Origin of the sequence: Amycolatopsis sp. VC5-11, assembly GCF_037034185.1 — a bacterium.
In the GTDB taxonomy this organism is placed as follows: Bacteria; Actinomycetota; Actinomycetes; order Mycobacteriales; family Pseudonocardiaceae; genus Amycolatopsis; species Amycolatopsis nivea.
The window spans coordinates 449,203-470,233 of the sequence record NZ_JBAGKF010000002.1 but is presented as its reverse complement, the minus strand read 5'-3'; the positions used below and the strand labels follow the sequence as shown (position 1 = coordinate 470,233).

The 21,031-nt window shown below is 68.6% G+C and carries 17 protein-coding genes; 7 read left to right on the top strand and 10 right to left on the bottom strand.

Going from position 1 to position 21,031, the window contains the following annotated elements; translation table 11 throughout:
* Positions 1-16 precede the first annotated feature (16 nt).
* Positions 17-1,567: an FAD-binding oxidoreductase gene (locus WA670_RS09480; RefSeq protein WP_336157527.1), complete on the top strand. Its 1,551-nt coding sequence runs from the start codon at positions 17-19 to the stop codon at positions 1,565-1,567.
* Positions 1,568-1,571: 4 nt separating this feature from the next.
* Here WA670_RS09480 and WA670_RS09475 read toward each other — a convergent pair whose 3' ends face one another.
* The 3 genes from WA670_RS09475 to WA670_RS09465 form a co-directional block, all read right to left on the bottom strand.
* Positions 1,572-2,987, bottom strand: a complete 1,416-nt coding sequence (locus WA670_RS09475; protein WP_336157526.1) for a phytoene desaturase family protein — start codon at positions 2,985-2,987, stop codon at positions 1,572-1,574.
* The gene (locus WA670_RS09470) at positions 2,984-4,768 is read right to left on the bottom strand and encodes a DUF3556 domain-containing protein (RefSeq protein ID WP_336157525.1); all 1,785 of its coding nucleotides are present in this window, start codon (positions 4,766-4,768) and stop codon (positions 2,984-2,986) included. The genes WA670_RS09475 and WA670_RS09470 overlap by 4 nt, the downstream gene beginning before the upstream one ends.
* Positions 4,769-4,842: 74 nt before the next feature.
* Positions 4,843-6,285, bottom strand: a complete 1,443-nt coding sequence (locus WA670_RS09465; RefSeq protein ID WP_336157524.1) for a class I adenylate-forming enzyme family protein — start codon at positions 6,283-6,285, stop codon at positions 4,843-4,845.
* A gap of 188 nt (positions 6,286-6,473) precedes the next feature.
* Here WA670_RS09465 and WA670_RS09460 point away from each other — a divergent pair, with 188 nt between their 5' ends.
* The 4 genes from WA670_RS09460 to WA670_RS09445 all read left to right on the top strand — a co-directional run bounded on the left by WA670_RS09460 (position 6,474) and on the right by WA670_RS09445 (position 10,444).
* Entirely contained in the window at positions 6,474-7,715 is a 1,242-nt protein-coding gene (locus WA670_RS09460) for a PucR family transcriptional regulator (RefSeq protein WP_134728165.1), read from the top strand.
* A 201-nt stretch (positions 7,716-7,916) separates the two neighbouring features.
* Positions 7,917-8,201: a hypothetical protein gene (locus WA670_RS09455; protein WP_037817040.1), complete on the top strand. Its 285-nt coding sequence runs from the start codon at positions 7,917-7,919 to the stop codon at positions 8,199-8,201.
* 60 nt (positions 8,202-8,261) lie between these two features.
* Positions 8,262-9,014, top strand: a complete 753-nt coding sequence (locus WA670_RS09450; RefSeq protein ID WP_037817041.1) for an SDR family NAD(P)-dependent oxidoreductase — start codon at positions 8,262-8,264, stop codon at positions 9,012-9,014.
* Between the two features lie 572 nt (positions 9,015-9,586).
* Entirely contained in the window at positions 9,587-10,444 is an 858-nt protein-coding gene (locus WA670_RS09445; protein ID WP_336157523.1) for a LysR family transcriptional regulator, read from the top strand.
* On the opposite strand, the gene WA670_RS09440 is transcribed toward WA670_RS09445, so the two are convergent.
* The 4 genes from WA670_RS09440 to wzm form a co-directional block, all read right to left on the bottom strand.
* Positions 10,398-11,309, bottom strand: a complete 912-nt coding sequence (locus tag WA670_RS09440; protein ID WP_037817044.1) for a hypothetical protein — start codon at positions 11,307-11,309, stop codon at positions 10,398-10,400. The genes WA670_RS09445 and WA670_RS09440 overlap by 47 nt on opposite strands.
* 129 nt (positions 11,310-11,438) lie before the next feature.
* On the bottom strand, positions 11,439-11,948 hold the full coding sequence (locus WA670_RS09435) for an isochorismatase family protein (RefSeq protein WP_037817045.1): 510 nt from the start codon (positions 11,946-11,948) through the stop codon (positions 11,439-11,441).
* Between the two features lie 1,005 nt (positions 11,949-12,953).
* Positions 12,954-14,033, bottom strand: coding sequence for a glycoside hydrolase family 3 N-terminal domain-containing protein (locus tag WA670_RS09430; RefSeq protein WP_037817047.1), 1,080 nt, complete (start codon positions 14,031-14,033; stop codon positions 12,954-12,956).
* A 415-nt stretch (positions 14,034-14,448) separates the two neighbouring features.
* Positions 14,449-15,357 carry a galactan export ABC transporter permease subunit Wzm/RfbD gene (gene wzm / locus WA670_RS09425; RefSeq protein ID WP_336157522.1) on the bottom strand — a complete coding sequence of 303 codons (909 nt, stop codon included), beginning with the start codon at positions 15,355-15,357 and terminating at the stop codon, positions 14,449-14,451.
* Between the two features lie 58 nt (positions 15,358-15,415).
* Between wzm and WA670_RS09420 the strand changes: the two genes are divergently transcribed.
* Positions 15,416-16,744 (top strand): class I adenylate-forming enzyme family protein, encoded by a 1,329-nt coding sequence (locus WA670_RS09420; protein WP_336157683.1) that lies wholly within the window; start codon positions 15,416-15,418, stop codon positions 16,742-16,744.
* Here the strand turns inward: WA670_RS09420 and WA670_RS09415 are convergent.
* Both WA670_RS09415 and WA670_RS09410 read right to left on the bottom strand, forming a co-directional pair.
* Complete coding sequence (locus WA670_RS09415) at positions 16,734-18,278, bottom strand: chloride channel protein (protein WP_134669820.1); 1,545 nt, start codon at positions 18,276-18,278, stop codon at positions 16,734-16,736. The genes WA670_RS09420 and WA670_RS09415 overlap by 11 nt on opposite strands.
* A 50-nt stretch (positions 18,279-18,328) precedes the next feature.
* Complete coding sequence (locus tag WA670_RS09410; protein ID WP_235146747.1) at positions 18,329-18,772, bottom strand: MarR family winged helix-turn-helix transcriptional regulator; 444 nt, start codon at positions 18,770-18,772, stop codon at positions 18,329-18,331.
* A gap of 250 nt (positions 18,773-19,022) precedes the next feature.
* Between WA670_RS09410 and WA670_RS09405 the strand changes: the two genes are divergently transcribed.
* Complete coding sequence (locus tag WA670_RS09405) at positions 19,023-20,075, top strand: reverse transcriptase family protein (protein WP_336157521.1); 1,053 nt, start codon at positions 19,023-19,025, stop codon at positions 20,073-20,075.
* Between the two features lie 10 nt (positions 20,076-20,085).
* Here WA670_RS09405 and WA670_RS09400 read toward each other — a convergent pair whose 3' ends face one another.
* Complete coding sequence (locus WA670_RS09400; protein WP_336157520.1) at positions 20,086-20,541, bottom strand: hypothetical protein; 456 nt, start codon at positions 20,539-20,541, stop codon at positions 20,086-20,088.
* Between the last annotated feature and the right edge of the window lie 490 nt (positions 20,542-21,031).

Sequence of the window (21,031 nt, the reverse complement as noted above, 5' to 3'; positions counted from 1 at the left end):
GGAAGGGAGCAGACGGATGACACGGTCCTGGTGGGGTTGGGGCGACGTCGAGGAAGCGCTGACCGCCGAAGAAGCGGAGGCGCTGGTCGCGCGCACTGCCGCCTTCCTGCCCGCCCACGACTTCACCGACCACGCCCCTCCCCCGCCAGACGACCTGCCAGTGCCGCCGTCCCGGCTCCGCCCGCCCGCCGCACTGGCGCGGCTGTGCTCGACCGACCAGACCGGCCGGCTGTCGCACGCGCGCGGCAAGGCGTTCCGCGACGTCGTCCGGAACCTGGAAGGGCGGGTCGAAGCGGTGCCGGACGTCGTCGCGCGTCCGGAATCCGAGCAGGACGTACTCGATCTCCTGGACTGGTGCTCCACCGACGGCACGCCGGTAATCCCTTACGGCGGCGGCAGTTCCGTCGTCGGCGGCATCGAACCGCGGTTCCCCGCGCCCGCGGTGTCGCTGGACCTCGGCCGCCTCGACCAGGTCGTGGAGATCGACCGGACGAGCCGCGCCGCGCGGATCCAGGCCGGGGTGTACGGACCGGCGCTCGAGGACCAGCTCCGCCCGCACGGGCTGACGCTGCGGCACTACCCCCAGTCGTTCACGCACTCCACGCTCGGCGGCTGGCTCGCGACCCGCGCCGGCGGCCACTTCGCCACGCTGGCCACGCACATCGACGACCTCGCCGAGTCGCTGCGCGTCGTGACCCCGGCTGGGGTCAGCGAGTCGCGGCGGCTGCCCGGATCGGGGGCCGGACCGTCGCCGGATCGGTTGTTCCTCGGCTCGGAAGGCACCCTCGGCGTGATCACCGAAGCCTGGATGCGCCTGCAAGAACGCCCTCGCTGGCAAGCGAAATCGTCAGTCAGCTTCGCCCGGTACTCCGACGCGGTGCAAGCGACCCGGGCGATCGCCCAGTCCGGCCTGTACCCGGCGAACTGCCGTCTCCTCGACGCCGCCGAAGCGTTCCTCAACACCGGCGTCCAGACGGACGGTTTGCTTCTGCTCGCGTTCGAGTCCGCCGACCATCCGGTGGACGCCTGGCTGGACCGTGCCCTCGAACTCACCGCCGACCACGGCGGCACCGTCACCGCCCGCCGCGGCGAGTCGGGTTCGACGTGGCGTTCGGCGTTCCTGCGCATGCCGTACCAGCGCGACGCCCTCGCCCGCCGGTCGATGGTGGTGGAGACCTTCGAGACCGCCTGCACCTGGGACGCGTTCGACTCCCTGCACGAAGCGGTCACGACGGCCGCGAACGCGGCGATCGCCGAGATCTGCGGCGCGGGCGTGGTGACCTGCCGGTTCACCCACGTGTACCCGGACGGCCCCGCGCCGTACTACGGCATCTACGCGACCGGCCGCTGGGGCAGCACCGTCGCACAGTGGGACGAGCTGAAAACCGCGGTGTCCGAAGCGATCCTGGCCAACGGCGGCACGATTACCCACCACCATTCGGTCGGCCGCGACCACCGCCCGTGGTACGACCGGCAGCGCCCGGACCCGTTCGCCGCAGCCCTCTCCGCGGCGAAGGACGCCCTGGACCCAGCCGGGATCCTGAACCCGGGCGTCCTTCTCCGCTGACCCGTCACCGCCGCAGATACCGCAACGCCCGCGCCGCCGCGTGGCTGCCGCACATCCCGTGCGCACCCGGCCCCGGCGGCGTGGCCGCGGAACAAACGAAATGCCCGGGAACACCCACGTCATACGGCTGCAACGTCGTCCGCGGGCCGAAAACCAGCTGCCGCAGGTCTTTCGCGCCGGTGAGGATGTTGCCGCCGACGAAATTCGGGTTCTCCGCAGCGAATTCCGCCGACGACGTCGTCACCGAACCAATGACCCGCTCCCGGAAACCCGGCGCGAACCGTTCGATCTGCGCAGTGATCGCCTCAGTAGCGTCACCGGTGTATCCATGCGGCACATGCGCGTACGCCCACACCGGATGCACATCTCCGACCGAACGCGTCGGATCAGCCAGATACTGCTGTCCCAGCAACACGAACGGTCGCTCCGGCATCCGTCCACTGTGCACTTCACGTTCGCCAGCAACGACCTCCGCCGCCGGTCCTCCCAAGTGGACAGTCCCGGCCGCCCGCGCTTCCGGCGAACGCCACGGAATCCCGCCCTGCACCGCGAAGTCCACTTTGAACGCGCCGGGACCGTAGCGAAACTTCTCGCACGCCCGCCGGATCCGCGGCGGCAACCGGTCGCCGAGCACCTGCGCGAGAGTGCTCGGTCCGACGTCCCACACCACCACGTCCGCCCGCGGCAGCTGCGAAACCGACTCCACCCGCACACCAGTTTCGATCTTCCCGCCGAAGTCGGCGATCAGTGCGGCCAAGGCGTCGCTGATCGCGCGCGACCCGCCCTCGGCGACCGCCCAGCCGTGCCGGTGACCAGCGGTGAGGATGCCGAGCCCGATCGCCGACGACAGCGGACGGTCGAGCGGCCGGAACGCGTGCGCCGCCACCCCGAGCCACAGCGCGCGAGCCTGAGGAGTGCGAAAGTACCGGGCCAGCACGGTCGCCGGCGCGACCGTCGGCAGACCGAACCGGCCCAGCAGCAACGGATGTTTCGGCACTCGCAACAGTGGCCCGAGGATGTCCTCGCTCAGCGCGTCGTAGTTCTGCGCGGGCGAGGAGAACAGCGCTGACCAGCGACGTTCGTCCGGGCCGAGCCCGGCGGCGGTGCCGGAGACCGAGCGTCGCAGGACACCGGCGGTGCCGTCGTCGAGCGGATGCACGCAGTCGATTTCCGGCAGCCGCCAGCGCAGGCCGTACCGGTCGAGCCCGAGGTCGGTCAGCACCGGCGAGCCGACCGCCATCGGATGCGTCGCGGAGCAGTGGTCGTGGCACAGGCCGGGGACGATCGCCTCGTAGGTGCGGGTGCCGCCGCCGATCTCGTCGGCGGCCTCCAGCACCGTCACGTCGACCCCGGCGCGAGCCAGCACCGCCGCCGCGGCGAGCCCGTTGGGTCCGCTGCCGACCACCACCGCCGTAGTCATGCCGGCACGCTGCTCGTCGTCGCCGGGCTCGCGGTCCAGGTGACGGTGAGCGGGATCGGGCCGTTCGGCAGCCACGGCTGTTCGTTGACCGCGTCGGCCACCGTCCAGTGGCCGCGTTCGATCACGCCCAGCGCCGCGTCAATCACCTGGTAATGCTGCACCTTCGAGTGGATGGCCTGCGACTCGACCCACACCACGATCCATTCGCCAGGCGCGAAGCCGACCCGCTTCTGCACCGCGTTGACGAAGCTGAGGTCGTGCAGGTGCCCGTCGCCGAAGTTGAACCCGATGATCGAGTTGCAGCCGAACTCGGCCTCGCGCACGGTCCGCGTCTCGAGGTCCGGCAGGTTCTTCGCCAGCACCGAGAACAGCCCGCGGCCCTGGCTGTGCATCGACCGCCAGGCGATCGTCTGCTGCATGGTGATCTCGGCGACCTCCGCCGGATAACCCATCGCCTGCAACTGGTCGACCTGGTTCTTCGTCGGCCGGTGCGGCAGCGTGTTCAGCTTCGCCTCGGCCCCCGGCGCGAACGCCCACAGCGCCGACGCCCAGTTGCCCGCGTACTGCCGCATAGACGGCAGGAACGACACCAGGTCCGGCCGCAGATTGCCCAAGATCGGGAAGAACAGCAGCGCGGCCGCGATCACGACGGCGAGCCAGCCCGGCGTCATGTCGCCGACGCCGTACCCAGCGCTCGCCGGGAAGCCGAGGAACAGGAAGATCGCGAGGTAGCCGAAGAGAATGTTCCACTCCAGCGGCACCGCCAGCGGGAACGTGGACGTGATGAAGAGGTGGAACACCACCATCAGCGCGACCCCGGCGAGCGTGACCCAGTGATTGGTGGAGAACAGCAAAACCAGCGGCGTGATGATTTCCACCGTCGTCCCGCCGACGTGCGCCATGAACGACGCGAGCTTCGACGGACGGATATCGTTCGGGAAATTCCGGTAATGCGCGCGCTTCAACCACTTGAACGGAACACACGGACTGTTGGACACCATCGGCGGCACCACATTCGTGAAGTGCTTGCCGAACTTCGAGACGCCCGCGCCGATCCAGACAGTGCAGATCAGCAGTTTCGCGGCGATGATCATGTTCACGAACGGCAGGAAGGCGAAGAACACCAACGCGGGCAGATACTGTTCACCGCGAGCGGCGAGGAAAATTGTCTTGTCCCGCAATCCATTCAGCACGTACAGCACGATCGGCGCGATCAGCAATGCCGGACGCACGAGTCCGGAGGTGTTGCCGGGCAATGCGGCCGACAACGCGGCGTCCGGGACACCGGGAAGCACGACCGCGGTCAGCAGTGTGGCGAGGAAAGCCAGGTACAGCAGCACATCGAAGCCGTTCCGCCGGTCGCCCGCGGTGAACGGCACACGCTTCCACGGCCGCAACCGGATCGTTCCGGGCCGCGCCCAGAACAGGATCCCGCCGGTCATCGGCTTGAACTTGCCCGCGATCGGACCCCAGGAGCCGGCGACGCCGACCGTTTCCAGGAATACCGTCCACAGCACGAGCTTTTGGTAAACCACTGGTTCGTGCCACCACGCGGCGACGTCCCAGAACGGGCCGACACCGGACGTCGCGGTCGCCAACGCGACCCCGGCCAGCACGTAGAGGAAAACCAGCTTCACCACGTACGTGGCCGGAATCATCTTGGGCGAGCCGAATCCGAACTGGACCCAGTGCAGTGCGAGTGCCTTGGTTCGTTCGAACAGTGGCTTCCGCAGGAAGGTTTCCGGATCGACCGGGGGAAAGTCCCCTGTCTTGAACCCCATTGTTCTCCGCCTTTCTCCGGGCAGCATCGACCGGGCCCGTCACTGCGGGCACGGATTTTTCTTTCAGATTCGGATCAGCTGGCCGCGGCGAGTACCCGGCGCAGCGCGGGTTTGTCGATTTTGCCGACTGGGTTCCGCGGCAGCGCGGGCACGATGTCGATCCGCACCGGCACCTTGACCCTGGTCAGCCGTTCCCGGCAGTGTGCAAGCAGTTCGGCCTCGCTCGCTGTCCTGGACGGGTACAGCGTCACGGTCGCCACCGGCAGTTCGCCGAGCACCGGATGCGGCGCGCCGACCACCGCGGCTTCCAGCACCGCCGGGTGTGCGTGCAATGCGTTCTCGATCTCCTTGGGGTAGAGGTTCTCCCCGCCCCGGATGATCATGTCCTTGATGCGGTCGACGAGGACGAGGTAGCCGTCCTCGTCGAACCGCCCGACGTCGCCGGTGTGCAGCCAGCCGTCGACGATCGTGGCGGCGGTCGCATCGGGCCGGTTGAGGTAGCCGCGCATCACGTTCGGACCGCGGACCACGACCTCGCCGGGACCATCGGTCACCAGCTGTCCTCGTGGGTCCATCAGCGCGACTTCCTGCCCGGGCAGCGGAAGCCCGACGGTGCCCGGTTTACGCGGCCCAGCCAGCGGATTCAGCGTGGAAGCACAACTTCCCTCGGACAGTCCGTAGCCCTCGACGACCACCACGTCGAACCGTTCCTCGACGCGCTGGATCAGCTCGGCGGGCATCGGCGCGGCACCGCAAACCGCCAGCCGCAGCGACGCAGTGTCCGGGCGCACGGTGTCCGGCAGACCTGCCAGTCGGGCGTAAATCGCTGGCACGGCAGAGAAATACGTCGGACGGACGCGTTCGATTGTGTCGAAGAAGTCGTCGGCGCGGAATCTCGCAGTGATCGTCGAGCGGCCACCAGCGAGCAGCGGCGCGAGCACGCTGACCACGATTCCGTTGACATGGAACAGCGGCAGAATCAGCAAACTGTGGTCTGCTGGGCCGAGTTCGAGCGCGTCGACGATCATTTCGGTCATCACTCGCACGTTGCGGTGGTCGAGCACCACGCCTTTCGGCTGTCCCGTGGTGCCGCTGGTGTAGATGAGCAGCGCGACCGCGTGGTCGTCGTCGGCCACCGGACCGTCGTCGGGAGCGGCGGTCGCCAGTTCCTCGACCCGCATCGTCACCAGGTCCGAATCACCGTGTCCCACCACGACTTTCGCCCGCGCGTCGGCGATCTGGAACGAGGCTTCGCCGTCGGTCAGCTCCGGGTTCACCGGCGTGACCGCGGCACCGAGCCGCCAGGCAGCGAACAACACCACCGCGAACTCGACGCGATTCGGCAGCAGCACCGCGACAACGTCGCCAGCGCCGACCCCGCGGGCCCGCAACGCGGCCGCCGCGCTGCGCACCCGCACCGCGAAACCGGCGTTGCCGAGTTCGCCGTGTTCGTCAGCGAGACACGGCCGGTTCGGGTTTCGCCGGGCCCGTTCCTCAGGCAGCGCCGCGAGGTGCATCGTCGAAGTCCTTTCCCAGTGCGGCTCAGGTGGGAAATGACGGTAAGGACGGGCCGTGACCCAGGCCATAGGCCGCAGAACCGAAGGGTCCGCCGGTCGTTGTGCCGGGGTCACAACCGCCTGCACCGAGGGGGTGAACGACGCCGCTCGCCTGTCGCTGAGGCGGTCCGGTGGTTACCCTGACCGCCATGTCCGACGCCGTCGACGCCGTCGTGGCCGAGATCGCGCACGCCATCGACGCCGACCTCGCCGCCCGCACCACCGAACTCACCGACTGGTTCGTCGAGATGATCCCGGAATTCCGGCACGACGAGACGGTCCGCAAGCTCATGATCGCCAGCACCTCGGCGAATCTGGTCGCGATCCTCGACATGCTGTCGCATTCCATCCCGCTCGACCGGATCACCGTCCCGCCCGCCGCGGCCGAGTACGCGCGCCGGTTCGCCCAGCACGAGCTGTCGCTGGAGGCGCTGCTGCGCGCGTACCGGCTCGGCGAGCACCGGTTCGAGCAGTGGGCGATCGAGGCGCTGGAACGGCAGCCGAACATCGACACCCAGCTGGCGCTCGCGGTGCTCGCCGAACTGTCGCGGCGCACCAACCGCTACATCGACCAGGTCATCGAGGGCCTGATCGACATCTTCGAAACCGAACGCCGGCGCTGGAGCAGCCGCACCGGAGCCGCACGGGCGGCGCAGATCCGTCTGGTGCTCGATTCGGACACGCTGACCGAGGACGCCGCGCAGCAGTTGCTCGCCTTCCCGATGCGGCAGTGGCACTGCGCGGCCGTCGCGTGGCTGCCCGCCGAGGGCGCGGGCGAACTGCAGGCCGCGGCGCGATTGCTCCAGGAGGTGTGCGGGCGAGGTCCAGCCCTGACCATGCTGGCCGACGACCGCACACTGTGGAGCTGGACAGTCAGCACGGAACGTGACGACATCGAGGTCGAACGCCTCCACTCGGGCGTGACAACCATCGGCGGCGGCCTGCGACTGGCCCTCGGCGCGCCCGGCTACGGGCTGGCCGGATTCCGCGGCTCCCTGCGCGAGGCGGTCCGGGCACGGGCGGTCGCGGAGACCGACGAGGACCAGAGCCAGAACGTGGTGCTGTTCGACGACGTCGCGATCGCCGCCCTGCTCACCGAACAGTCCGACGACGTCTACCGCTGGATCGCGCGCGTCCTGGGAGACCTCGTCGCCGACGATCCCGGCACCGAGCAACTGCGCGAGACGCTGCGAGTCTTCCTCGACACCGACGGCAGCTACACGCACGCCGCCGCCCGGCTGCACCTGCACAAGAACACCGTTCACTATCGCGTCCGCAAGGCCGAGGAACTGTGCGGCCGACCGCTCGCCGAGCATCGGCTGGAAGTGGAAGTCGCCCTGCGTGCGGCCACTTCGCTGCGCAAGCGGCTGCCGTGGAACGAGCCCGGCTGAGCCGTCAGTCCATTGTGGATTCTTTTGCCTTCGCGCGGCGCCGTGTTAGCCTGTCGCCGTGCTGCGCCTCATGACGTCCGAGCGACTCGTAACCCGGCGCGCCGGCTGAACCAGGCTGCCGGCGCGCGATGCCGGTATGCGGTTTTTGCTTCGGGACCTGGCCCTTCTTTCCCTCGCCAGAACTTCCTCCCGGAGTACGCCATGTCCTTGAGCACCTTTTCCTCCGCCCCGTACACCTCCGCCCCGGCGATGCTGGTCCGCCGCCGGATCGCGACGTACTTCGTCGGCGGCATCGACCAGATCCCCGCCTTGGTCGCGACGCTGACCCAGCACGGGAAGCTGATCCACGAGCTGTCCGTCGACGTCCGCGAGGGAGTCCGGGAAAGCAGCATGGTCAGCACCGTCCTGGTCAGCCCCGACGCACTCGACGCCCTGCTGGACGCGCTGCGGGCCCTCTCGTCGGTCGTCTCCGCCGAACTGGCCTGATCCGGCCCGCCCCTCGGCGCGACGGCAGACTGGGGTACCCACCAGCGAAAGGCACCCCACATGCGATTGGCGGACAAGATCGCCCTGATCACCGGCGCTTCGAGCGGCATGGGCAAGGCAGCAGCCCTGACCTTCGCCCGCGAAGGCGCGACGGTCGTCGTCACCGACGTCGAAGACGCTGACGGCGCTGCCGTGGCCGAAGAGATCCGCGCCAACGGCGGCCAGGCCGAATACCGCCGCCTGGACGTCACCGACGAAACTTCCTGGACCACCGCCATCGCCGCCGTCCTGGCCCAGCACGGACGCCTCGACGTACTGGTCAACAACGCCGGCATCAGCGGCACCTTCGACCCCGACCTGACCAGCACGGCTTTCTACGACCGCCTGCTGCAAGTCAACGCCCGCGGAGTGTTCCTGGGCATCAAACACGGCACCGCGGCGATGTCCGGCCGAGGCGGAGGTTCAATCGTGAACCTGACCTCGATCTCTGCGTCCATCGGACAAGTCGGCGTGCACCTCGGGTATGCGGCCTCTAAGGGCGCGATCAAGTCGATGACCACCACCGCGTCCGTCCACTATGCGGCCGAGGGCATCCGGGTCAACGCGGTAGCCCCCGGTTTGCTGCCCCCGATGCGAACGTCCCGCGGCTCGACGGATCCGGTGTGGCGGGCGAAGCAGGTCGAGGGCGTGCCGATGGGACGGACTGGGGAGGTGCAGGAGGTCGCTGACGTGATCCTGTTCCTGGCCTCGGCAGAGTCCTCGTATGTAACCGGAGTGGAAATCCTGGCTGACGGGGGTTATACGGCCCAGTAGGCGGCTGTTTTGGACGCTGGGGCTCCTGAGGGAGGCGGCGGGAGTCCCAGCGCCGTGAAGGTGACATCGTGCCGCCGCCTAGCCGCTGTCTCGCACCGACTCCTGTTTCGGCCTGGGCTTCCCCGACCCGCCCTCTGACCACCGCTTGTCCCTCGCCCAACCGGCGCTCAGGACCTTCCGACCCCTCCGCCTCGCGCCGATCCCAGCGGCCGATCACGCCCGCTCCGAAACGGCCCCGATTCGCCCACAGGTCATCGCTGGCCTCGCCCTCCGACACCCGCCTCCTCCCGCAGCCCCTCCGCCTCACGCCACCTCGTCCCACCGCCTCGCATCACCTTCTCCCGCTGCTCCTCCGCCTCACGCCACTCATCCGCCTCCCGCAACGCCTCCTGCCTTCCTCCGCCTCGCACCAGTTCCTCCAGTCCTCCAGCCGAGCCCTTCGCACCCACCCCTGCCCACCATCGAACTCCGCTGCCGTGATCCCCGCATCTGCCTCAACCGGCCGTCACCGACCGGCCCGCGCGGTACGTTCACCGGACCACCCCCGGGGTGGCGAGACGGAGGCGAAGCCGGTGGAACTGAGGCAGGTCGAACACTTCCTGGCGGTAGTCCGGCACGGCAACTTCACCCGCGCCGCCCAGGACGTGCACGTCGTGCAGTCCGCTCTCAGCGCGTCCATCCGGAAGCTGGAAGCCGACCTTGGCGCGGAACTATTCGACCGCACCACGCGCCGGGTCACCCTCACCCCCGCGGGCGAGGCCCTGCTGCCGCTGGCGCGCCAAATCGCCGCGGACGTCGACTCCGCCCGAGGCGAGGTAGCCGCCGTGACCGGCCTCGCGCGCGGCCGGGTGTCGATCGGGACCATCCAGACCCTGACCGTCATCGATCTGCCCGCGAAGCTGGGCGAATTCCGCGCCCGCTACCCGGGAATCCGGCTGCGCGTCCGGGAAGGCACTATCCCTGGGCTGACCGCAGCGGTGTCCGACGGCGAACTAGATCTGTCCTATGTGGGCGGTCCGCTGCCGGAGGAGCTGGCCGAATTCGCCAGCTGGCAGCAGAACGTGGTCCTGCTCACCCACCCCGGACACCGCCTGTCGCCGCGGCGCCGAGTCCGGCTCGCGGAACTGGACGGCGAACCTTTCGTAGATTTCACCGGCAGCGGCCTGCAAGCCCTGGTCGACCGAGCCTTCACCGAGGCCGGCGTCCACCGCGATCAGGTCTGCGAGGCGACAAACGTCTCCCTGCTGATCGACCTGGTCGCGGCAGGCCTAGGCGTCACCGTGGTCCCGGAGCAGGTCGCCGCCCGGTCGGGATTGCCGTTCGCCCACCTCACCCAGCCAACGCTGTCCCGCACGATCTACCTGACCGGCCGCTCGGCAAACCTCACCAACCCGGCGGCACGGGCGCTGCTGGCCCACCTCCTCGCCTGACCCCGCGCACCGGCGCGAGCACCAACGCGAACCCCACCAATCCCAACACCAACGCAACGGTCGTCAACCCAGTAATCCCGGCAACGAACGCCAACGCGAACGCCCTCCCGCCGAACCGCCGCAGCAACCGGACAACATCCCGAGTAGCTCCGTCGACCTGCTCGACCTCGGCTGCCAGGTTGATGCTGGCCGCCGAGCCGACGTCAGTCGCAGACCCTGCACCAGCCACCGAGTCGACGCCGACCATCGGATTGGCGCTGGGCACCCGGCGGTCGCTCGCCACCGGCTCGCCGCAAGCCGACGGGTCGACGTTGGCCACCGAGTCGCCGTCGGACGCAGGCTCGGCACTAGCCACCAATCCGACGTCGGCCGCAAGCCCGCCGCTAGGTACCGATTCGGCACCGGCCGCAGATTCGGGGCCAGCCGCCGATTCGATCTCGGCCACAAACCCAGCTCCAGCCACCGACCCGATCTGGTACGCAAGCCCGGTGCCAGCCACCGACTCGACGTGCGCCGCGGGCTCAGGGCTCGCCACCGGCCCGACGCCGACTGCCGACTCGACCTGCGCCGCGGACTCGGGGCTCGCCACCGGGCCGACGGCCGACACGTCACGCGTCGCCTCATTGACGCTGGCCGCCACGCAATCACCCGCCGCCGCGAGGGTGGTGTCCTCAGGTGCGCTCCCACGCTCGTCTCTCGCGCCGAGGGCAGCGCCGCACGGTGCGATCCCGCGGGCGTCCACGTCTCCCCCACCGGTTAGGCCGGTTTCGGTGTCGGCGGACCGGTCCGCCGACACGTCGCCGTCGAGGTGCCGGTCGTCGTTTCGGCCGGAGTTCTCGGCGGGATCGCCAGGCGCAGACGTCATGCGCTGAGTATTGGCTTGCGTAGACCTCCCAGTCCAACACCTGTTTTCGCTGCGATTCAGCGATGAAATCGATCGCCCACGCGGAGGCTGATCGACGTGACAGTCGCCGTCGGCTCGACGGTACTCGGGTCAGGCAAAGACCACCTCCTCGCTTCCGACCAGCTTCACGCCTGCCGTGGACAGTTCCTCGTTCACGCGGGCGCTCTCCTCGGCGGCGGAGAGTTTGTCGTCGTACGTGGCGTGGGCGTCTCGGACCAGCGTGACTTCATGACCTCGGTCGAGGGCGGCCAAGGCGGTCGCTCGGACGCAGAAGTCGCTCTGCATTCCGGCCACGACCAGCGGGGTCGACTCCGGCAGCAGGGAGCCCAACTGGGTGTCAGCGAAGGAGTCGGGTGTCTGTTTGTCGACTACGTGCTCGCCGGGGCGGACTTCGTGCACTAGTTCCCAGCCGGAGGTTCCGGGCACGTCGGGGTCGTCGCCGGTGCCGTTGTTCCGGATGTGCACCACCTGCGCGCTCGCGGCTCGCGCCCGTTCCAGGACCTGCGTGATCGCGGCGGCGACGCGGTCGGCATCTGGTACGGGGGTGGGAGGGAGCAGCATGTTGTTCTGGACGTCGATGAGAAGCAGCGCGGGAACCATGCCGGAAGCATCTCAGCGGGCACCGACAAAAACGGGGCCTCGGCGTTCGCCCACAAGGATGAACACAGGACGAGACTTTCGCAGTGGTCTGACGGCACAGGTATCTGGAGGGCGACTCTTCGGCATCGTCAAGCTGGCCCCGGATCGTGCGCTTTACGAGTCTCGCCGTTCCCGGGCGGATTCCTGCTGGGGCGACGGTCGCGGATGCCGCATCGGGCGTTGCCGGGCGACTGGGTAGCGCGCCAGGGGGTGCGCCTCGTCCAATCGGTGGCGGGCGCGGCGGGGTACGTCATCCGACGGGGAGACCCAGCGTCGCGTCGAGTCGTCAGGCGAGGAGGTTCGCGGAGCATTCGGCGGCGGAACGGCAGAGCGACGCCGGGCGGCGCGGCGCAGGAAAACTACGGCCAGCACCACGAACACCGCGGCGACGGCCACCAGGAGCCACCAAGCTTGCATTCGTCCTCCCGTCGTGGGTGGGTCGCACGCAAGGGTGCCCGTTCAGCCTGAGGACAGCGCGATGTCCACACCGCCGGGTGTCACCGGAACGGGGGGGTTGTTTGCTGGATAATCGCGGAGTGCCGGACGGGTCCTGCGTTACCGACGCTAACAGCGCCGCATAACAACGAGGCTTCCGCTCACAGCGGCCGCATAACGGCGGGCTTCGCACACGGACGGGCCGTGAGGAGGCAACGCTCCGGGTGCGAAGAACCTCGTCGGGCAGCAACTCTCGCGGATCTTGGTATCGAGAGCCACCCGCCACACAACAAGGATGTCGGCTGGAATGGCTGGGGCGGAAACACGCGACTCGTGACGCTGAGCGCCTGAACTCGCAGCGACGCCGAGGCCTCCACCCAAAAATCTGATCAGAGGGCGTGTTCAGCAACGGCGCGCCCGGGTTCTACGTCCTCGGCACGGTCGTGCAGACTGCGTCGGTCCGCTACTGGGTGGTGCCGAAGATCTGGCACACGGCTTCACCGCGCCCCGCGGCATCCACCCGCGGACGACTCACTTCACCCCATCCCGAAGCGCCGAAACCCGATCCACCGCCGCAGTGAAATCTGCGCTCGGCAGGGATCCGTCTGACAACCCAGCAGCCAGCGCGGAAGCGGCATCATCCCCCTGGCTCACGTCTCGGGCCGAGGCCAGGATCAGGTCCATCCCCGCCTTCGCGGCCAGCGCGGCGCGGTTTCCCGGTCCGCCATAGGACTTCAGCGCGCCAGCTTCCAAGGCATCCGTCACGGTCACCCCGGCGAAGTTTGTCTTGGTTCGGAGCTCCTGCACGGCCGTCGGCGAGAGTCCGGCGGGGCGGGAGGCGTCCAGGGCTGGGTATACAGCCCACGAGAGCATCACGAGCTTCACGCCAGCGTCGACCACTGGATGGTAGGGAGCCTCGTCCTTGGCACGCAGTTCGGACAGGGGCACGTTCAGCGTCACCGGGCCGACGTCCGTGTTGCTTCCGGCGGGCACTGCACCCAGACCGGGGAAGTGCTTGGCTGTCGCGGCGACGCCCGTTGACTGCTGGGCCGTGACGAAATCCCGGCCCAGTGCGCCGGCCACCTGGGGGTCTTGGCTGTAAGAGCGGCCGTATTTGTCGATGAAATTCCCCGGTTGGCGGTAGACATCCAGAACCGGCGCGAGGTTGACGTTCATACCTACCCCGGCGAGGTTCTGGCCCGCACCAGTACCCGCGGCTTTGGCTGCGGCAGACGGATCCGCGGATTGGGCTACCTGCTTCTCCGACAGAACGGGTTCGCCGGGCAGCCGACGGACCTTGCCGCCTTCCTGGTCGGTCATCAGCAGCAACGGACGGTGCACCGGGCTTTGCGCGTTCGCGTCCCGGAATTGTCGTACCACGTTGGTAATCTGCTGGGAGCTTGAGATGTTTTCGCCGAAGAAGATTACGCCCGCTGCCTCGCCGGCGCGGATTCGTTGCAGCAACGAGGCTGGCGGCGTCAGACCAGGATAGGAGTAGATCACCCGCTGCCCGGCCAGTTGCCGCGGCATAAGTCCAGCGGGAGTGGCGGCGACCGTGCTCATCGCGAGCACCGTCACGGCCATAGCCAGCAATGCCTTCCGACGCTTCATGCGACCTCCGTTCGCGAGCCCTAGGACAACGCTAACCCCCGGCGGGCGGGCGTGCTCAGCTGCCGATGGGGGTTAGCGCGGCGAACGAGTTCGCGGTGAGGCGGAAGGATGGCGGGCAATACGATAGGAGGCGGGCTCGGGCAACGCGTCAGTCGGCGGGCTTGGGTGTGCGGTGGGTTGTCCGCATGCCCGCGCCGGGCAAGGACCGAGCGGAGCTGGGCATCCCGGCTCCCGGCTCCCGGCTCCCGGCTCCCGGCTCCCGGCTCCCGGCTCCCGGCTCCCGGCTCCCGGCTCCCGGCTCCCGGCTCCCGGCGACAGTGCAACCGCTCGCTGCTGCACGCACCCGCGGACGCCAGCAGTACCGGCATCTGGCCGTTCCTCGCAACGAACCACACCGACAGTCCTCAATGGACAATCAAACCCAGTAAGCCACCCGAGCCCGGTAATTGCGCAGCACCAGCATCGCCAGCGACCAACCGACCACGGTCACCACACCGGCGACCAGCCAGTGCGTCCAGCTTTGCTGCTGCCCGACCAGCGGCGCGCGCACGATCTCGACGAAGTGATAAACCGGATTAAGCTGCAGCAAATTCACCGCGAGCGACCCAAATCCCTCGTGCGAGGTCTGGTTCATCGCCCGGACCTGGTCCATCGACCACATGATCGGCGTCGCGTAGAAGAGCATCGTGATGAAGCTCTGGATCACCGGCGGGATGTCGCGGAACCTCGTCGACACCACGCCGAACAGCAGCACCACCCACGCACCGTTCAGCACGACCAGGACCAGTGCGGGCACGGCGAGCAGCATTCCCCAGCCGAGTCCGGGGTGGAGCAACGCGTATCCCTTGTCCACCAAACGATACGGGTGCGAAAGCTTGCCGAAGAAGATCGCCAGCACTATTACGTACACGACGAGGTTGTGCGCCAGATACAACGCCTGCCGCCACACCGTGCGCAGCGCGTACACCGACACTGGAGCCGGCAGCTGCTTGATCATCCCTTCGTTCGCGATGAACGTTTCCGAGCCTTCAACGATGCAACCGTTCATGAAGTTCCACAGGATGAGCCCGGTGGTGATGCTCGGCAGCAGCGTCGAGATGGAGGTGCCGAACAACGCGGAGTTCACCACCCCCAGCGCGAGCGCGGTGACCGCCATCCCGACGGTGATCCACAACGGTCCAAGCGACGAACGCCGGTAGCGCTGCTTGATGTCCTGCCACGCGAGCAACGCCCACAGTTCCCGGGCACGCAACCCGGCCTGCAGATCAGCGAAGGCTCGACGCCAGCTTCTCGGGTCCGCGTCGATCGCGGGCGGAGCGGTCATGACGACGAACCTAGCCGCGATCGCCGTTCTCGGCCAACACGCGACTACGGTGTGCCGGGTGAGCTTTTTCCTGTCCCGCGTCCTTTCCGCACTTCGTGACGGCGGCGACACTGTGCTGTTCCACCACGACGACACCACCATGACGTACCGGGCGGCGGCAGACCTGCTGTCGCGGCTGCACAGCGGACTTGCCGAGGTACGCGGCATGGTGGCGATCGACGCCGCCAATCGGCCGGAAGTGGTGCTCACTCAGCTTGCCGCGCAGCTACGCGGGCTGGAAGTCGTGCTGATCGCGGCGTCCGCGAGCCGTCCGGCGCGGGCGGCGGCGCTCGCGGCAACCGGGGCGACCTTGCTCACCGATGTCGAACTCGACACACTCGCCGCGGCACAACCGTCTATTCCGGACACTTTACCCAATAGCGTCACGGCGATTTTCCCCAGCGGCGGCACCACCGGCACACCGAAACTGATCCGGCACAGCGGCATCTACGATGGCGTGGCGCACATCTTCCAACCCGACGGCTCCAAAACCGCGCTCGTCACCGCGCCGCTCACGCACATGACCGGCAACGCGGCCGTTCTGGGTGCGCTCTGCTGCGGCAACACCGTGGTACTGCACCGGGAGTTCAACGCCGAGAAGCTTCTCTCCGATGTGGAGCGTCATCGCATCACGACGCTTTCCCTTACCCCGCCCCGCCTCGCCGCCGTGCTCGACCATCCACAGCTGTCCACTACGGACGTATCCAGCGTGCAGCAGCTTTCCCTCGGTGCTGCACCGCTGCCGCCGAGCCGGTTGGCCGAGGCGCTCAAGGTGTTCGGCCCGGTCGTCGGACAGGGTTACGGGCTCACCGAAGCGCCGATGATCGCCAGCATCTCCGCGGACGAAGTCCTTGCCCGGCCGGAACTCCTCGGTTCTGTCGGCCGCATCGTGCCCGGGATGGAGGCCCGGATCGAGGACGGTGAAGTGCTCGTCCGCGGACTGTCCATGATGGACGGCTACCACGGACAGCCGCCGATCGGCGACGGCTGGCTGCGCACCGGCGACCTCGGCCGCTTCGACGAGGACGGCTACCTCTACCTCGAGGACCGGATCGACGACGTCATCGTCACCGGCGAGCACGGCACGAAGGTCTCCTCGACCACAGTGGAGCACGCACTTCTCAGCCACCCCAAGGTGAAAGCCGCCGCAGTCGTCCCTGCGCCGGGACCGGACGGAACCCTGCTGCACGCCGTGGTGGTCGCCGAAAACACCACCGCTGACGAACTGCGCGACCAGGTCCGCGCCGAACTCGGCGGCGAGCACTTTGTACCGTCCACTGTGGAGTTCAGCGACGAGTTGCCGCTGACCCCCGTGGGCAAAGTGGACAAACAGCGGCTCAAGCGCTGACCGACCGGCCCAGCAACCGTTCCCGGTGATGTTCCTCGTGCAGGTCCCGTCGCCGGGCATGCAGCAGCTGCGCCAACGTCACCTTGCCGAGCACCCGCGACGGATCGTGCCGGTCGACCACCAACGCCTGCGTCGTGTGCCCGAGCGCCAGTTCGTTCGCGACGTCGCGCAGAGTGTCGTCCCCGAACACGACGACATCAGCCGACATCTGCACGTCCGGTTGGTGCGTCATCACTTCATGCACGAAGAACGTCTCAAGTGGATCAGTCGTGTACTCGCGAGTGAGGTGCAGCCGACGCCGCGCGATCTTCTCCGTGAGCACAGAACGCTTGAGCAGCAACACCGAAAGCGCGTACGCCGAGAACGACGCGACGACGAGCGGCAGCAGATAGCTCCATGCGTGAGTCAGCTCCAAAGTGAACACAATGCCGGTGAACGGCGACCGCATCACGCCGCCGACCACCGCGGCCAGCCCGCAGGTCGCCCAGAACCCGGGCGCGACATGCGGCAGCAAGCCGCCTTCCGCGGCACCCAGCGCGGCGCCGATCATGAACACCGGCGCCAGCACGCCGCCGGAAGTCCCTGATCCCAGCGAAAGCGCCCAGATCAGCGTTTTCACGACCAGGATCCCGACGATCAGCGACGCGGTCGCGTGCCCGGTGAGCAGCGTGTCGATCACGTCGTAGCCGACGCCGAGCGCGTGCGGTTCGATCAGGCCGCCGATGCCGATCACCAGGCCGCCGATCGCGGGCCACCACATCCAGTGCACGGGCAGCCGCCCGAAAAGATCCTCGGCGAAGTAGACGAGCGCGGTCGCGCCGATCGCCAGCAACCCGCCGGTCAGGCCGGGGACGAGCGCGAGACCGTCGGCGGCCGGGCCGGGGTTGGCCCCGGTGAACGGGACCCCGAAGACCGGTCCGGTGCCGAGCAGGAACCCTCGGCACACCGTCGCGACGCACACCGCGGCAGCCACCGGAACCAGGCTGCGCGGTCGCCACTCGAAGAGCAGCAACTCCACGGCGAGCAGCACGGACGCGAGCGGCGCGTTGAACGTCGCCGCCATCCCGCCCGCGGCACCGGCGACCAGCAGCGTCTTGCGTTCGTCCGCGGACAGCTTCAGCAGCTGCGCGAGGATCGAACCGACCGCGCCGCCGGTCATGATGATCGGCCCCTCGGCCCCGAACGGACCACCGGTGCCGATGCTGACCGCCGCCGACACCGGTTTCAGCACCGCGACGCGCGGGGCCACCCGGCTGCCTCCGGTGAGGATCGCTTCGATCGCCTCCGGCATGCCGTGCCCGCGGATCTTCTCCGAGCCGTAGCGCGCCATCAGGCCGATCACGAGCCCGCCGACGACCGGGGCGAGCAGCACGAGCCACCACGGGTGGTGCTGCGCGCCCGGCGCGACGAGATCCGTGGCGACGCGTTGGTAGAAGACCAGGTTGGTGATCAAGCCGATGAGCTTGAGCAGGGCGAACGCCGCCACCGCCGCCGCGCCGCCCACCGGCAGCGCGATCGCGGTGATCAACAGCATTCGAGGATTGACTGCGAAGTCGCCGAGGTGCGCGGCCCGCGCTGGAACCTTCACAGCCGGCCCGGCCCCGCCGTGGGCACGCCCGGTGCCGATTCCGCCGCCAGGACCAGGTCGCGGACCGCAGTCGAGACCGCCTCGTTCCGCGCGGCCGGGATTTCCGTCAGCAGTTCGGACAGCGCGCGCTGGCGTCGGCCGACGACTCCGGCGACGACCTCACGCCCGGCAGCGGTGACCTCCATGGTCACCACCGTGCGACGGTGCTCGTCCTCGCCGCGCACGACGTACCCGTGCGCCTCGAGCTTGTCGGCCAGCCGGGTGACCGACGACGCGTTCACGCCCATCGCCTCGGCGAGCCGGGAACACGGCACGCGTCCCAAGCTGTCGAGCACCACCAGCAATCGCACCTGCGGGAAGGTCACGCCGCGCGGGGCGGCGTGCGCGCTGTCCCAGGCCACGGCCACGAGCACGCGAGTCAGCCGCTCGAGATCGGCCACGTCATCCGACAAACCTTGCATAGTGCAAAAGTTGCTATAGACAAGGCTTCAGGTCAAGGGTGTGTTCGGTCACCAGGGGTTCCGCCCCGGGCGCCGGTTTTGTCGGTGATCTTGGCTAGGGTGGGGTTCGGCGACGCGGAGGTGAGCCGGTGGAGCACCACCCACTCCGGGGCAACCCCGGGGAGCAGCACGACACGTACCCACAGCGCCCCGCGCAGCGGCGGCACGCTCCGCGTGCGAGACAGCGCGGATGAACGGAGAACGAGTCGCCTCCGCGTCGCTGCTCGAACCGATGCCGGTGTGGCGATGGCCGGTCGCCCGGTGGACCACGTTCGACGAATGCGCCGCCGCCCTCGACCTCACGCCGGGCGAACTGTCCTGGTTCGCCGACGAACGCGGCTGGCACCGGCGGTCCCGGCCGGTGCTGCGGCATTACCGCTACCGCTGGATCCCCACGTCCACCGGCGGCGCGCGGCTCATCGAGCAGCCGAAACCCCGGCTGGCCGAGGTGCAGCGCCGGGTCCGCAGGCACGTCCTCGACGCGCTGCCGGTCCACGAGGCCGCGCACGGTTTCCGCCGCGGCCGCTCGATCCACACCTGCGCCCGTCCGCATGCCGGGCAGGACATGGTGGTGCGGCTGGATCTGGCCGGCTTCTTCCCGACCGTGACCGCGACGCGGGTGCGGTCGCTGCTCGACCTGGCCGGTTACCCGCCCGCCGTCGCAGCCGCGATCGCCGGGATCCTTACGACGCGCACGCCGGTCGACGTCCTGCGCTCCGCGCCCGCCCGATCGGCCATGCTGGGCCATCTCGCCGGCACGCACCTCCCGCAAGGCGCGCCGTCGTCGCCCTCGGTCGCCAACGCGGTCACCCATCACCTGGATCGCAGGCTTTCCGGCCTCGCCGCCGTGCTGGGCGCGAACTACACCCGCTACGCCGACGATCTGGCCTTCTCCGGCGACGCGAGCCTGCCACTGCACCGGCTGCTGCCGGGCGTCCGGCGGATCGTGACCGACGAGGGCTTCCGCCTGCGCGACGACAAGACGTCAGTGAAACCGGCTTACCGGCAGCAGCGCGTCGCCGGATTGGTGGTGAACGCCACTCCGGCCGTCGCCCGCGCCGAGTACGACGAGCTGCGGGCCGTGCTGCACAACTGCGCCCGCACCGGCCCGGCGCCGCAGAACCGCGCGGAGCACCCGGACTTCCGCGCGCACCTGCTGGGCCGGATCGCGTGGGTCAGCGCCACGAACGCGACCCGCGGCACGAAATTGCGCGGCCTGTTCGACCGGATCGACTGGTCGTGAACGCGCCGGTTCAGACCGATAACAGGCTGAGATTCCGCTCCATCTCAGCCCACCATCCGGCCGCCGGAACATCCCGCGGCTGAATCATCGAGGCTTTGACCAGAATGTCGGGCCGGTTTTCTCGCCAAGCGTAGGAAAAAAGCTCGTCATAATGCACCCGGGGAAGCCATCCCTGTTCCCGGCCCGCTTCCAAACGCATGAGCTGCCGAGCAAGATCCATGCTGCTTCGCTCACAACGGCGAAACGCGCTCGAAAACCTTTGCACGGCCGCCGCGTCACCCCGCCGAACCGCCTGGCAGGCAAGGAAAAGCGCCGTCACGGCCAGGACGTCCGACCGGTGCACCCCACCCTCCGCCGCCAGATGTTCCGCCAGCTGAAAACTGCGCTTCCGCCGCCCCAGGCGCGCCATTTCCGCCAGAGCTCGCTGCTGCCGAATGAGATATTCGTCTTCCCACAGGTTCTGCACAGCGTTTCCTCCCCTGCGCCCGGTCCCGACCCAGGCCGCTTCCCGGTACAGGATGCTCCACCAGGGTGACAGATACGTCGGCGACACTCAGCCGTTCGGAGCAAAATATCACCCAGGGGCATCGACAGTACCCGACCGCGCAAGTCCGGGAATCCTTGTTGTGCCTCAGGAATCGGCCAGCTTCGGGTGGTTGGCGGGAGTTCAGGGCGTGGGCCGGTTTCCGCAACGGACTTGCCGCTTGGGTTGGGTTGCCGGTGCGGATGGGGTGGGTTGCTGCGGAATCCGCATTCTTTGGGTGACTGGCCTTAGTGGACACCCGTGCGTGGGCGGGGTGGTGATTGCGAAACGCTTTCATGGCAAGGGCTTGTTGCCTGCAAGCGGAGCGGGCCTCCGGGCGGTTCGCGTCTTGGCTGCCTTGGGCGGCGTGGTTTTCGGGTTTGATTTACGGGCTCGATTTCACCCGTTTGGCGCAGTCGGGGGCGCAGGATCG

What these genes read in the sequence shown, in the direction of transcription:
- WA670_RS09480 (WP_336157527.1), top strand. Translation starts at nt 17, where the DNA reads ATGACACGGTCCTGGTGGGGTTGGGGCGACGTCGAGGAAGCGCTGACC.
- WA670_RS09475 (WP_336157526.1), bottom strand. Translation starts at nt 2,987, where the DNA reads ATGACTACGGCGGTGGTGGTCGGCAGCGGACCCAACGGGCTCGCCGCG.
- WA670_RS09470 (WP_336157525.1), bottom strand. Translation starts at nt 4,768, where the DNA reads ATGGGGTTCAAGACAGGGGACTTTCCCCCGGTCGATCCGGAAACCTTC.
- WA670_RS09465 (WP_336157524.1), bottom strand. Translation starts at nt 6,285, where the DNA reads ATGCACCTCGCGGCGCTGCCTGAGGAACGGGCCCGGCGAAACCCGAAC.
- WA670_RS09460 (WP_134728165.1), top strand. Translation starts at nt 6,474, where the DNA reads ATGTCCGACGCCGTCGACGCCGTCGTGGCCGAGATCGCGCACGCCATC.
- WA670_RS09455 (WP_037817040.1), top strand. Translation starts at nt 7,917, where the DNA reads ATGTCCTTGAGCACCTTTTCCTCCGCCCCGTACACCTCCGCCCCGGCG.
- WA670_RS09450 (WP_037817041.1), top strand. Translation starts at nt 8,262, where the DNA reads ATGCGATTGGCGGACAAGATCGCCCTGATCACCGGCGCTTCGAGCGGC.
- WA670_RS09440 (WP_037817044.1), bottom strand. Translation starts at nt 11,309, where the DNA reads ATGACGTCTGCGCCTGGCGATCCCGCCGAGAACTCCGGCCGAAACGAC.
- WA670_RS09435 (WP_037817045.1), bottom strand. Translation starts at nt 11,948, where the DNA reads ATGGTTCCCGCGCTGCTTCTCATCGACGTCCAGAACAACATGCTGCTC.
- WA670_RS09430 (WP_037817047.1), bottom strand. Translation starts at nt 14,033, where the DNA reads ATGAAGCGTCGGAAGGCATTGCTGGCTATGGCCGTGACGGTGCTCGCG.
- wzm (WP_336157522.1), bottom strand. Translation starts at nt 15,357, where the DNA reads ATGACCGCTCCGCCCGCGATCGACGCGGACCCGAGAAGCTGGCGTCGA.
- WA670_RS09415 (WP_134669820.1), bottom strand. Translation starts at nt 18,278, where the DNA reads ATGCTGTTGATCACCGCGATCGCGCTGCCGGTGGGCGGCGCGGCGGCG.
- WA670_RS09405 (WP_336157521.1), top strand. Translation starts at nt 19,023, where the DNA reads ATGAACGGAGAACGAGTCGCCTCCGCGTCGCTGCTCGAACCGATGCCG.